This is a genomic window from Streptomyces sp. NPDC060049, assembly GCF_042736715.1.
Lineage (GTDB): Bacteria > Actinomycetota > Actinomycetes > Streptomycetales > Streptomycetaceae > Streptomyces.
Map to the genome: position 1 here is coordinate 157,046 of NZ_JBHWVV010000005.1, position 11,996 is coordinate 169,041.

Consider the following 11,996-nt stretch of genomic DNA (forward strand, 5'->3'; position numbering starts at 1 on the left):
GTGCGGCCGGGCCACTCGTGCAAGTCGCTGTCAAGGCCCCCGGCTCGGGCAACGGGTTCCGGTCACCGTGAGCGGCGGTGGACCCCGGTTGCATCGGAACGCCGAGCGATGTCACGCCTGCGGGACGGGGGCTTTCTCCGATCACCTGCTCGGCAAGGGCCAGTGAGCTCCCGCAGGAGGGCTGGGCGCACGTGCGTACCGTCGGTGCAGTCTGGCTGGCTGACAGCCGTGCCATCGGCGAGATGAGTCCACCGACCAAGCGCGAGAGGGGGAAGCCGGCGCGCGCGTCACATCGGAAACGGCACTGTCGGACGACGACACAAGTCGGTCGAGCCTCACACGGGCGCCACCCACGAAGAACAACGGCGGCAGCCGCTAAAAACCTGGCCAACCCGGTCCTTCCCACACGTCAAAGGGGTGCTCTCCTGCGCCTTTGAAACGAAGATCGAAAGCGATAGTCACGGGCCGTACGCAAACTCAGCCCGACGGGCTACTCACCCTTGTCCCCTCGCGGGCCGGGCCTGGACCCGCCCCCCGCGAGGCGGCCCGAGCCTCACCCCCCGCATCCCCGGCGTCCGGTCACTGCGGCACGCCCGAGCAGCGTGCCGTGGGCAATGGTCATGACCTGCCCAGCAACGGGGCCGTCGGCTTCCGCGGCGTGCGGACTGCTCAGTCGATCAGCGCCGCGGCGGCCACGGACCTTGTGCGCAAAGGGCTGGCGCACCCGGCGATGGGGCCGACTCGCTGAACCGAATACACAACGCGCTCCGGCGCCCCACACCCACGTCTAAATCGAGAGGTCAGCAACATGGTGTACGAGATGAGCCACGCCGAACGAATCCGGTACAAGCGGTGCCAGGACGCCGCCTACCAGGCCGGCGAAGACGCCGTCGCCAACCTTCAAGCGGCGCTCGCGCGCGCAGACATGACTCTTCCCTCCCTGAGCAACGACGGGCCGGTGGCAGGCCACGGCTTCGTCCGGCTCGGAGGATGCAACGCGGACTTCGCCAACCGGCTCGCCGAAGTCATCGCCGCAGGTGCCGACGCTCTGCAGTACCAACGGTGAAATGCTTGGAACAGGCACAGGAAGCGTCGGAGCGCCTCTCTGGCCAGTCCGGGGCCGCTACAAGAGGACGAGCCCGAGACTCTCTCCGTCTCCGGAAGAGGGCAGATCCGGCACGGTGCCAGCACAGTTCCAAGAGCAGTCGGCCCATGGCGTCGGTCAGGGACTGCTCCAGCGACCCGGTAGGCCGGCCCGCGCCCTCATTGGACGCTGGCCGGTAACCGTGGTCCGGTGAGGCGGTGTGGTGTGGGCCGGGCGCGTAGAGCGGCTGTGGAGTGGGGTCACCGGCTGGTGGGAGGGTCCGGCATGCGTGCGAGAGGCAATTCCGGGCCAGGCTCGGCTGGGTTGATCCCGCTGCTGCCTGGCCCACCTGCGCCGTCTCGGTCTCTTGCACACAGTCACCCCCCCAGGTCGCCACCGGCCCGAGACGCGACTGCGGCATTCACGGTCCAGGTGTTGCACCACGTTCCCGACACCGGACGGCGCCAGGCGGACGTGGGTGGCCAGGGCGGTCAACGCGTCGCAGTCAGTTCCAGCTCCGACGTGCGCCCGGCGTGGTTCCAGATCCGGACCGTCCGGTCCAACGATGCGGACACCACGAAGGGCATCCGCCGTCCCGTATCGACCGCGACCACGGCCTTGACCCTTCCCGTGTGGTCGGGCGGGGATGTGTACACCTCTTCCCCCGTGGCCGGATCCCAGAGGCTCATGAGCCACCCGTCAGCGCCGCCGAGTGCCAGCAGTGTTCCGAAATCCGAATGGGGGTAGGGCCCGAGGGAGGCCGCCGACCGCGGGATGCGCGCTGTCTTGTTCTCCTCGCGAGGCCAGGGGTGCCAGTGCGGCGGGCGTAGTAGGCGGTCCGGGAGACCTTGAGGAGTTCACACGCCCGTTTGGCGCTGTGACCTGCGGCTTTCTTCGCCTCGATGAACGGGTCCACGTTCACCGGGTCTCCGTCGCGAAGAAAGCCGTCGCACGCTTGAGGACCTCCACGTCCTCCCGCAGCCTGCGGTTCTCCCGCCGCAAAGCCGCCAGCTCCTCGTGTTCACTGCTGGTCAGACCCTCCCTCTCGCCCGCATCGACCTGGGCCTGGCGGACCCGGTCACGGACCGCGGTCTCGGTCAGGTCGAAGTCCTTGGCGACCTGACCGGCCGAGCGATCACCACGCCGGCACAGATCGACGATCTCGGCCTTGAACTCCGAAGTGAACGAGCGGCGAGGGCTCGGCTTCTTCTTCCCCATGCTCTCCATGACGAACATCATCCTTCCGGGGCTGAAGCCCCTGATCTCAGATGTCCGTCGAAGCGGATCAAGCCCAGAGGACTGGGTGAGGCGCTGTCAGACCCCCGTGCCAGGATCGTCCCCAGGTCGGAGACGTCGATGCCATCCCCCGAAGCGACCCTCGGTCGTATCCGGGGCAGCCCGGTGCACGGCCCAGGCCACCCGCCCGGGGCGGCGCGTCAAGAAGGGGTGCAGATGGACATGGACGACGACGTCACGGAGGCCTGGCGCCCGGCCACACCGCTGTCACGGCTGCGGGAGCTGGCAGCGCAGGCTCCGGGGCCGGCCCGGATCGTGGCGTCCCGAATAGGCCTGCCGGCCGAGTTGGCCGAGGAGGTGGCCATCCGGGCCATCGCAGGCGGCCCGGACTGGTTCGGGGTGCTGCGCGCCCTCGCCGCCCACCCGGCCACCTCGGCGGAGCGGCTGGCCGAGCTCGCCGCCCACCCGGAGGAGTCGGTGCGGCGGGTGGCGGCGGTGCACCGTGCGACCCCCAAAGCGGCGATCAAGGCGCTGGCCCAGGACGGATCGGCGGCGGTGCGCCGGGCTCTGGCCGGGCGCGAGAAACTGCCGCGCAAGGTGGCCGCGTCGCTGGTCGCCGACGCCTCCGGCGAAGTCCGGCTGGCCCTGGCCCGGCGTGTCGGCGCCCGGCCGGAGCATCTGCGGGCCCTGGCGACCGACCCGGACGCGCGGGTGCGCCGGGTGGTGGCCGCACTCGGCTACGCCGGCGACGCTGACCTCACCGACCCGGACCCGGGAGTGCGCCGCACCGCCGTCCACAAGCGCGCAGCACCTGAACTCGAGTCGCTGCTCAACACCTTCGCGCAGGACCCGGACACCCGGGTCCGGGAGCTGATCGCCCAACAGGACCGCAACCGCACCCCGGCCGTGCTGGCCTTGCTCGCGGCCGACGCCGAACCGTGCGTCCGGGCCGCCGTGGCGGCCAACGCGTTCACTCCCGTCCAGCAGCTCACCGAACTGGCCGACGACCCGAGCCTGGCCGTGCTCGGCGCGATCGCCCAGAACACGACAGCCCCGCCCGAGGCACTCGCCCGGCTGATCGATACGATCGCGCACTCGTTCGGTGATAGTGCGAGCATCGCGCTCGGGCAGGAGGAGGACGTCCAGCGCCTGGTGTACGCGGCACTGGAACACCCCGCCACCCCGCCCGAGTCACTGCGCGCACTGCACGCACTGGACCTGTGGCCGTACTTCCATCCCGGGAACGCGATGGACCAGCCGAACTGGCCGCCGGACCTGCTGGTCGGGTTCGGGCTGACGTACTGCGCGGGCACGGTGTCGGGCGAGGCGGAGCGCGAGAGCTTCGCGGCGATCGACGATGCCCAACACACCGAGCCACTGGGAGACGTGCTCGCCGCCATGGTCCGCAGTCCGATCTACTACCTGCGCCGCGCCGTCGCCAACCGTCACACCCCGCCGGAGGCGCTCGCCGAATTCGTCCGCGACCCCGCCCGGGCCGAGGACACCAGCCTCCTCAACGACATCGCCAAGAACCCGGCGACCCCGGTCGAGATCCTGCTGGCCTGGGCCGAGGCGGGCGTGCGCCAATACAGCATGCTGCAGAACCCCGCCCTGCCCGAGCCCGTGCTCGCCGCCATCGCCGCGGGCACGGACACCTCGGACGCCGCGCGGGCCCGCAAGCAGTTGGAGGTCCGGGCACTCCGGGCCGGAACGGAGACCCCTTGCTGACCATGTCCTCCTGGCGGGCCCGGTTCGACCGGCTCGCCGACACCTCCGCAGTGGTCGAGCGGCTGGGCTTCCAGGCGAACATGGCCGATTACCTCCGGAACACCGGCATCGCGTGGCAGTACCACGCGGGCGACCTGGTGGTCCCTGAGGACCTCGACCTCGACATCGCGCTGGTCGTCGACGGCGACCTGATCGTGCACGGTTTCCTGGACGACTACGTCTCCGACATCGGCATGCTGGTGGTGCTCGGCGACCTGGTGGTGCGCGACCTGGTCTCCTGGGGCTCGGTGTACGTGGGGGGTGACCTGCGGGCGGAGGGCATCGTCTACGGCCACTACAACGACTTCACCTTCGAGGTGGAGGGCGAGGTACACGCCCGGGCGCTGGTGTTGTACGACAAGTCCGCCTCCTACAACACGGGCGAGCTGGACGTGGAAGTGGAGTCCTACAACCCGCCCAAGAAGCAACTCCGGGCCGCCCGCGACATCCTAGTTCCGCAGGTGTACGACGGCGGCGCGAAGCGGGCCAAACAGGGACTGCCGCCGAAGCTCCGCCGCCCGAGCTACCAGCGGGTCTGCCGCCGGCTGCGGGAGGGCCAGCCGCTGTTCCGCAGCTCGTAGGGCGCCGTCTGCTCCCTCACCACTACCTTCGCCAGCGTGGTGTCCTGCTGATCCGCCGGGCGAGCTCATTCACACCGCTGTCTCGACCGCCTCACCCCACAACTGCCTGACCGACTGGGCTCTCCGAACGCTCTCGGCGCTGGCCAGCCTCACCCAACCCCCATCACCGGCCCCAGCGCCTACCACCCGGAATCACCCCGATCAGCCCCTGCGGCCGGCGCCGGGAACCACCGAAGCGGTCATCGGCGCGATCACCGGGACCCCTGGCCCGCCCGCAGCTCCTCGGCCGCCACGACGCACATGTCCACCCGGCGGTCGGCCGCCGACCCGCGCTTCCCCTCACTTCCCCGCGCGGCTCATGGAGGAGATGCTCAGCGGCCCCAGCGGGGTCTGGCGCAGCGTGGCGAAGCCGAAGTGGTGGTAGAGGGGGACGTTCGCCGGGTCCGCCGTGGTCAGGTACAGGTCGTGGGGAGCGGGTGTGGTCGCCAGGACGTGGTCCAGGAGGAGGCGGCCGGCGCCGCGTCCGGTCAGGTCGGGACGGACTCCGACGAACTCCAGCGTCCAGGCCCCCAGGGGGGCGCCCCCGTCGGTGGCGTCCAGGTAGCGCAGGGTCCGGCCGAGAGCGCGCGGCCCGCACCGCAGTCCGGTACGGGCCGCCCAGAGGGTGCGGGCGCCGGCGGCCGGGGTCGCGTCCGGCGGGGTGAGGACGGCTGCCGCGAGGAGCCGACCGTCCGCGCCCACGAGCGCGGTCCTGCGGGCCCCGGCGAGACCGGCGTGGGTGCGCAGGGTGGCCCGGAACCAGTGGTTGCGTGCGGGGGCCGAGCCACCGCAGATCCAGGAGACGGTGGGCTCCCGGGCGAATGCGGCGGCCAGCAGGTCGGCGCAGGTGGCCGGATCGGGGTCGGTGTCGATCCGCCAGGAAGGCGCGGCGGCCCGGCCGTCAGGCATCCCACCTCCGCTCCAGCGGGGCCTCGGGCACCAGATGGCAGACGAGCAGCTTGAGGAAGAACAGGGGTGCGAACCAGGCGATCGCGGCGGGCACCGGCAGCCAGAATAGGTTGACCAGGACGGCCGCCATCAACAGAGCCATCGCCACCGGACGTCTGAGGTGCACGGGCGCGAATTCCACGGCCACCGCACCGCCGAGGAGTAGCGCGGCGTTGGTCAGCGTCCAGGCGAGGTCGCCGGACAGGACGAACAGCCCCATCGCGGCAAGGTGGATCAGGTGCGCGGAGACGAACAGCAGCCGGGCGCGCCTGGCCCCGGAGTCGGCCCGGTGGTACCAACGCTTGGCGGCGTTGGTGGCGTTGGTCAGCACTCCGCCGATGAGGTCGAGTCCGGCCAGGGCGACCACGACGAGTTGCGCGGTGGACCAGTCGCGCACGGTCCCCGAGTTCCACAGGCCGGCGGCCAGGAGCAGGGCGCAGCCGAGAAGGCCGAGGGTCTCCACCGCGGACTCGGAACGGGACTTCCCCGGGCCCATGAACCGCTCCAGACGCCCGGCGAGGCCGGGCGGGGTGGCCGGTACCTCCCAGGAGATCCGCAGGTCAGCGCGCATCGTTCGGTTCCTCTCCGGCAGTAGTGGCGGCAATGGTCACTGCCCCGCCCCACAGGCCGCGCAGCAGGCGCCACAGCTGTGCCGGGGCCTCGCCTTCCGGGGAGTCCGCGGCTTCGGCGAGGGGCTCTGTCGTCATGCGGGCCAGGGCCCAGGCGTCGGCGGCCCGGATCACCGCAGCGGTCACCGACACCATCAGCCCGTGGTCCACATCGGTACGGATCACCCCGAGCCGCCGACCGTCCGCGACCAGGGCGCCGAACCAGTCGCGCCACGGGCCCGCGTGGGTGCGCCCGATGGCGGCGTCGGCGAGGGCCAGGTCCTCGGGGTGGTCCCGCAGGTGGGTGGCGAGAGCGGCGGAGCCGGCGGCGAACCGGGACCGGAAGTCGTCCTCGTCGCGGGCAGGGTCCCAGGGGCCGAGGGCGTCGAGCAGCCGATGGAAAACCCCGTCGAGGACCGCGGTGAGCAGGTCCTCGCGGCCGTCGAAGTAGTGGTAAGCGGCGGTCTTGGAGATCCCCGCGGCTTCGATGATCTGGTTGTAGGAGGCGCCTTCAGTGCCGTGCTCGGCGAAGTGCCGGCGCGCCACTCCCAGGATTAGCTCCCGGCGCTCTGCGGGCAGGCGATCGAAACGTGGAAGAGGCATGATCGCATAGTACCACTGGGGTGTACTGTCAGTACACCCCAGCGGTACACCCACCTCGTGAGCCGGATCGGCCGACTCGTTGGTGGATCAGCGACTGGTGCGCCCAGACTCTGAGCAGGTTCTCTGAGCAGGTTCAATGAGTGGCACAGCCTGCAACTCGCTCAGCCGACCTGCGCAACCCCCGGTCAGAAGCCTGCCCGATGCGCAGATTCACTGACCAACGACACCTGTGGTCGTCCCGTGCGGCCTGAGTGCCTCAACGACCTGCCATGAGCCCCGCCAACTGCCCAGTCTGCTGAACGACCAGCGCAGCACCTCCTGGTCAGGGCGGTCGCGGCCTGTCCGTGGGGCGGGCTCGGAGGCGACCCGGCAGACCTCCTCGCCTCGGGTCCGCTCGAGCTCGCGCTGGCAGACGTTCGCAGCGAGTGTCTTGCCGACGTCTGCCGGGCCGTGGAGGCACATCATCGCCCTGGCGTCGATCGTGTCGGTGATGTTCTCTCGGGCGGCCAGGAGCGCGCGGGTCGTGACGACCGCGGGGTCCGCGAGCTGTGTGTAGTGATCGGTCTCCCGCGGCGGCAGCCGGCTCGTCATCGCTTCTCTTCCCAGGTCGCAGGGCGCAGGGAGGCTGGGGTGTTCCAGTCGTCGGGCGGCGGGGCCGGCGGGATGAGGTCAGGCAGGGCCAAGGCGGCCATGCCGCTGTCGGCGGCCGTCGTGAGTTCCTGGTCGGCTTCGGCCGCCGTGACGGCGCCCAGGCGCTGCGCGGGCGTGGGAGAGGTGGTTGGGGCGTAGCCCTGTCGGCGTAGAGCCTCGACCTTCTTGGCCTCCTCGCGCAGGCGGCGGGCCCGCACGTGCGCGGGCGGCGCGCCCTGCTCCGCGTCGCGGAGACGATCCTCCCCGCCGTCCCGGGGTGGCTCCCGGCCGGCTCACGCGCCGGCCCGAGTCGGGCGCGGGCCCGGTCGCCGGCCGAGGCCGGCGGGCGGACCCGCGCCGTCGCTCTCAGCGGCCCGGGGCCGCGGGGGTCAGAGCATGTTCTTGTAGATGTTCCACCCGGTGCCGAACTTCACCCGGGGGGCGAAGGTCGCGGTGCCGGTCTTGCCCGTCGAGGTGTACGTGTACACGTCGCCTCCCGGGAGCCGGGCCATCAGGTCGCCCTTGCTGTCGCCGTTGATGTCACCCGGGACGAACAGCGTGTCGTACTGGTTGAAGCCGCTGCCGACCTGCTCCCGGGCGGCGAACGGCGCGCTGGCCGTGCCGGTGCCCTTGTAGAGGAAGAGACCGCCGGCGGTGTCCCGGGCGAGCAGGTCGGGCCGCCCGTCCCCGGAGTAGTCGCCCGCGCCGACGAGGGTGTTGTAGCCGTTCCATCCGGTGCCGACCTTGATGCGCGTGCCGAACTTCGTGTACAGCAGGCCGTCGCCGGGGTGCAGCCACAGGACGCCGGCGGAGTCACGGCTGACCAGGTCGCCCTTCCCGTCGCCGGTGAGGTCGCCGGGGCCGGCCATCATGGTGTAGTTCCACGACGTGCCGACCTTCACGCCGCGGACGTAGAGGTCGGTGCCGATGTTCTGCACGTAGCTGGCGTGGTTGTGGCTGTTGAGGCCCGTGGCGTACGTGTTGCGGGAGCCGGGCGTCTCCTTGCCGACCGCGACCGGCGGCGACAGGTAGTCGCCGTTGGCCAGGGCGTAGTACTTGGCCAGGACGCTGTCGGCCTGGGTCATCACGTTCTGGCCCTTGCCGAAGAGCGATGTGGTGCCCGCGCCGACGATGAACTTGTTGAGTTCGTAGCCGCTGCCGAAGTAGGCGGGTGCGGCGAACTTGCCGCCACCGATCGACTTGAACCAGTACTCCACGCCGTCGTGGTTGCGGGCGAGCAGGTCGCTGCGGCCGTCGCCGTCGCCGTCGTCCGAGCCGGTGATCACGTTGTACGTGTTCCAGCCGGTGCCGACCTTGACGCCGGGCTTGAGCGGGGCGGTGGCGCTGCCGGCTCCCTTGTGGAACCACAGCTCGCCGGCCAGGGTACGTGTGAGGACGTCGCCGATGCCGTCGCCGTCGACGTCGTTGGCGCCCACGACCTGGTCGTAGACCCCCCAGCCGGAGCCGACCTTGACCCGGGAGTTGAAGGGCTTGCTGACCGTCCCGGTTCCGGTGTACAGCCACAGGTCACCGGCGGGGTCCCGGGCCAGCAGATCGGGGCGGCGGTCGCCGGTCAGGTCGCCGGTGGCGATGAGCCGGTTGTAGATCTGCCAGCCGCGGCCCGACCACAGAGGCGCCGAGGTGCTCTTCACACCCGCCTCGTAAAGCGTGAGCACGCCGTCGAAGGTGAGTGAGAGGAGTTCGGGCTTGGTGGTGCCGCCGACGTCGCCCACCGGGAGGAGGTCCTTGAACGAGGCCTCGGGAAGCTGGACGTCGACTTCACCCAGCTCCGCGAGCAGGACCTGACCGCCGCTGGCCTCGGCCAAGACGCCTGAGCCGGCCTCGGGCGGGTCGGCATCATGAGGGCATGGACGAGACGCGCGAGCTCACCGGCGACGAGGTGATCGACCTGCTCGACGGCGACGACCCTTCACCGGCGACATCACCGCGGCCGCGGTGCCGGCCGCCACCGCGCCGCGCCGCGCCGGACGCGAGCGTGTGCATTGTGAAGAAGGGTTCCTGATGGCCAGCTTGGACCCACCGGCTACCAGCCCGTGCGCGTGCGCGACACCTTGTTCTGAGTGCAGGGGATGGGCGTCGCGCGGCTCGTCAGTGACGTAGCCGGGCGGCTGCGGCCAGAATCGGGGTGCTCACGACGGTGGCTGCGGCGCCGAGTGTGGTGTCGGTGGCCAGGATCCACCGGACAGTCTTCATGGCCAGGGTGAGGACTTCGCTGCCGCGCTGGCGCATGCCGGCCTCGAAATGGTCCACGGCGTCGGTGAGGGTGGCGGTGCCGTCGGCGGCGGCGCTGAGGTGCGTGAGCAGGCTGGCGGCGTCGCGGATGGCCGCGCCCGCTCCCATTCCGGCGGTGGGCGGTGTGGCGTGGACAGCGTCGCCCAGCGCGGTGATACGACCCGCAGGCCAGGGCGCGAGATCCTCCGCGCGGGTGGAAGCGGCGTTGAAGCGGAATCCGGCCACGCTGTGCGGGTCGGCTTCAGCGATGACCTCGAGTGTGTGCTCGGCCCAGCCCCGCTCGCGGAATCGGCCGAGCAGCGCGGCCTGCAGTTCGCCGCCACGCAGGTCGCGCAGGTCGCGCAGGGAATCGGTGCTGGTGGAGTCGGGGAACATGGCGCCCCAGATGTAGGTGGGTCCGGTGGTGACCGACATCCGCAACTCGGGAGCGTCGAGCGCGGTGTTGCCGACCGGGTCGAGGAAGCCGACGTAGAGCGCTCCTCCGCGCGGGCCGATCGCCAGCCCCGATCGTGGCCTGAGTCGCTGCTGCTCGCCGGGGCTGAGGTCTCGCCGGAGGGTGCGGCCGGAGAACCCGATGATGCCCGCCGGGCTGTGGGTCGGGCCTCCCGCCAGGTGGCGGGCGACTACCGAGTGGGTGCCGTCCGCGCCCACCACCAGATCCGCTGAGACCGGCGCCCCGTCGGTGAACAGCACTCGGGGCGCGCCGTGGTCATCGTGGCCGACGCCGGACACGTTGCGTCCCAGGTGCAGGCCATCTCCGACGGCTTCGGCCAGCAGCATCCGCAGGGTGATCCGATCGACGTCGATACTTGCACTGTCGCTGAGGTCCGGCCCGTGGCCCAGCAGCCGGCCGCGGCGATCCCAGAACGCGTCGCGCTCGCGCAGTCGCAGCGCCGACCCCGATGCCAGCAGGCGCTGCATGATCTTCGGTTCCACCAGACCTTTTAGCGCCGACTGCGCCCGCTCATCCAGGGTGATGTGGTAGCCGCCCGTCGCCGCCACATCGGTGTCCCGGTCGAATACCGCCACCTCAAACCCCCGGCGACGCAAGCCCGCCCCCAATGCAAGCCCGCCGATCCCGCCACCAACCACGACTACCCGCATACCCGACACCGTCCTTCCGCTGCTGCTCACTGAACAGAAACCACCCTGACACCGCTAGTGGACACGGAGTGGCCACTACCGGTGTCAGGGTGGGACGATGGCGAACACCTCACACCGGGCGTTGCGGCTGTTGTCTCTGCTCGGATCCGGACGGCAGTGGTCGCTGCGCGAGCTCGCGACCCGGCTCGGGACCAGCGAACGCACTGTCCGCCGCGACATCGAAACTTTGCGCGCGCTCGACTACCCCATCGCTACCATCCACGGCCCCGATGGCGGCTACCGGCTCGGAGCCGGGCGAACCCTGCCGCCGTTGCTGTTCGACCACGACCAGGCCCTCGCGGTCGCGGTGGCCCTGCAGACCGCGCCAAGCACGATGTTCGGCCTAAGGGACGACGCGGCGCGGGCACTGACGGCTCTGCACCAGGTCATGCCCCCTGCGCTGCGGGCATCCATGGAATCCCTGCGCCTGACTCGGCTGCAGAACTATTGGGAGTTTCCCGCGCCCCCCATCGACCCGGCCGCCCTCACCGCCGTCGGAACCGCGGTACGCCACCGCCACCTACTCGTCACCGAGACACTGCGTCCCGACGGCACACGCCCCGAGCCCAGTGACCCCGACTACCTGCCCGCCCACCGCATTGAGCCACACCACCTGGTCTTCTGGGCCGCCCGGTGGTATCTGGTCGCCTACGACCTCACCGACGATGAATGGCGAGTGCGCCGCGTCGATCGACTGCACTCCCGCCCCACCACACAGTGCTTCGCTGCCCGCGCGCTTCCCCATCCCGACCTCGCCCACTTCGTGATGAGCACCCACGACCGCGGCGACACCCCCGCCGTCTGGCAATGCACCGGCACCGCCCGGCTCAACCTGCCCGCTCACATCGTGGCCCGCTGGGCACCAGGCGGCTCCGTCGTGGAACACCTCGACACCGAGTACTGCCGGCTCACTCTCGGCGCCTGGTCCTGGGCCGGCATCGCCGGCATCCTCGCCACCTTCGACACCGAACTCACCGACCTCCACCCACCCGAACTCGTCCACGCATGCCGCCGCCTCACACGCCGATGGGCCACTATTGCCGACACCGAGAACCTCGGTCCTTCTCATGAATAAGGCCGCCCCGAAATACCACACCCCGCGCT

The 11,996-nt window shown here is 70.8% G+C and carries 13 protein-coding genes; 5 read left to right on the plus strand and 8 right to left on the minus strand.

Features of this window, described 5'->3' with window-relative positions; translation table 11 throughout:
- Positions 1 to 820 precede the first annotated feature (820 nt).
- Entirely contained in the window at positions 821 to 1,066 is a 246-nt protein-coding gene (locus ACFWBY_RS10960) for a hypothetical protein (protein ID WP_385331770.1), read from the plus strand.
- Between the two features lie 936 nt (positions 1,067 to 2,002).
- Here ACFWBY_RS10960 and ACFWBY_RS10965 read toward each other — a convergent pair.
- A complete protein-coding gene (locus tag ACFWBY_RS10965) occupies positions 2,003 to 2,311 on the minus strand; it encodes a transposase (RefSeq protein WP_385331767.1) in 309 nt (102 codons plus the stop codon).
- A 225-nt stretch (positions 2,312 to 2,536) separates the two neighbouring features.
- Between ACFWBY_RS10965 and ACFWBY_RS10970 the strand changes: the two genes are divergently transcribed.
- Together ACFWBY_RS10970 and ACFWBY_RS10975 are read left to right on the plus strand one after the other, a co-directional pair.
- Positions 2,537 to 4,048, plus strand: a complete 1,512-nt coding sequence (locus tag ACFWBY_RS10970; RefSeq protein WP_385331765.1) for a hypothetical protein — start codon at positions 2,537 to 2,539, stop codon at positions 4,046 to 4,048.
- The gene (locus ACFWBY_RS10975) at positions 4,042 to 4,668 is read left to right on the plus strand and encodes a hypothetical protein (protein WP_385331763.1); all 627 of its coding nucleotides are present in this window, start codon (positions 4,042 to 4,044) and stop codon (positions 4,666 to 4,668) included. Before ACFWBY_RS10970 ends, ACFWBY_RS10975 begins: the two co-directional genes overlap by 7 nt.
- 339 nt (positions 4,669 to 5,007) lie before the next feature.
- Here the strand turns inward: ACFWBY_RS10975 and ACFWBY_RS10980 are convergent, their stop codons facing one another.
- The 6 genes from ACFWBY_RS10980 to ACFWBY_RS11005 all read right to left on the minus strand — a co-directional run bounded on the left by ACFWBY_RS10980 (position 5,008) and on the right by ACFWBY_RS11005 (position 9,322).
- Positions 5,008 to 5,616 (minus strand): GNAT family N-acetyltransferase, encoded by a 609-nt coding sequence (locus tag ACFWBY_RS10980; RefSeq protein WP_385331760.1) that lies wholly within the window; start codon positions 5,614 to 5,616, stop codon positions 5,008 to 5,010.
- Positions 5,609 to 6,226 (minus strand): hypothetical protein, encoded by a 618-nt coding sequence (locus ACFWBY_RS10985; protein WP_385331758.1) that lies wholly within the window; start codon positions 6,224 to 6,226, stop codon positions 5,609 to 5,611. The genes ACFWBY_RS10980 and ACFWBY_RS10985 overlap by 8 nt, the downstream gene beginning before the upstream one ends.
- The gene (locus ACFWBY_RS10990; RefSeq protein WP_385331755.1) at positions 6,216 to 6,866 is read right to left on the minus strand and encodes a TetR/AcrR family transcriptional regulator; all 651 of its coding nucleotides are present in this window, start codon (positions 6,864 to 6,866) and stop codon (positions 6,216 to 6,218) included. The genes ACFWBY_RS10985 and ACFWBY_RS10990 overlap by 11 nt, the downstream gene beginning before the upstream one ends.
- A 210-nt stretch (positions 6,867 to 7,076) precedes the next feature.
- The gene (locus ACFWBY_RS10995) at positions 7,077 to 7,457 is read right to left on the minus strand and encodes a hypothetical protein (protein ID WP_385331753.1); all 381 of its coding nucleotides are present in this window, start codon (positions 7,455 to 7,457) and stop codon (positions 7,077 to 7,079) included.
- Positions 7,454 to 7,714 carry a hypothetical protein gene (locus ACFWBY_RS11000; RefSeq protein WP_385331750.1) on the minus strand — a complete coding sequence of 87 codons (261 nt, stop codon included), beginning with the start codon at positions 7,712 to 7,714 and terminating at the stop codon, positions 7,454 to 7,456. The genes ACFWBY_RS10995 and ACFWBY_RS11000 overlap by 4 nt, the downstream gene beginning before the upstream one ends.
- A 171-nt stretch (positions 7,715 to 7,885) precedes the next feature.
- On the minus strand, positions 7,886 to 9,322 hold the full coding sequence (locus ACFWBY_RS11005; RefSeq protein ID WP_385333129.1) for an FG-GAP repeat domain-containing protein: 1,437 nt from the start codon (positions 9,320 to 9,322) through the stop codon (positions 7,886 to 7,888).
- 41 nt (positions 9,323 to 9,363) lie between these two features.
- On the opposite strand from ACFWBY_RS11005, the gene ACFWBY_RS11010 reads away from it, so the two are divergent.
- Positions 9,364 to 9,519, plus strand: a complete 156-nt coding sequence (locus ACFWBY_RS11010) for a hypothetical protein (RefSeq protein WP_385333127.1) — start codon at positions 9,364 to 9,366, stop codon at positions 9,517 to 9,519.
- A gap of 86 nt (positions 9,520 to 9,605) precedes the next feature.
- Here the strand turns inward: ACFWBY_RS11010 and ACFWBY_RS11015 are convergent, their stop codons facing one another.
- Entirely contained in the window at positions 9,606 to 10,853 is a 1,248-nt protein-coding gene (locus ACFWBY_RS11015) for an FAD-dependent oxidoreductase (protein ID WP_385333125.1), read from the minus strand.
- Positions 10,854 to 10,950: 97 nt separating this feature from the next.
- Here ACFWBY_RS11015 and ACFWBY_RS11020 point away from each other — a divergent pair, with 97 nt between their 5' ends.
- Positions 10,951 to 11,967 carry a helix-turn-helix transcriptional regulator gene (locus ACFWBY_RS11020; protein WP_385333122.1) on the plus strand — a complete coding sequence of 339 codons (1,017 nt, stop codon included), beginning with the start codon at positions 10,951 to 10,953 and terminating at the stop codon, positions 11,965 to 11,967.
- Positions 11,968 to 11,996: the final 29 nt, after the last annotated feature.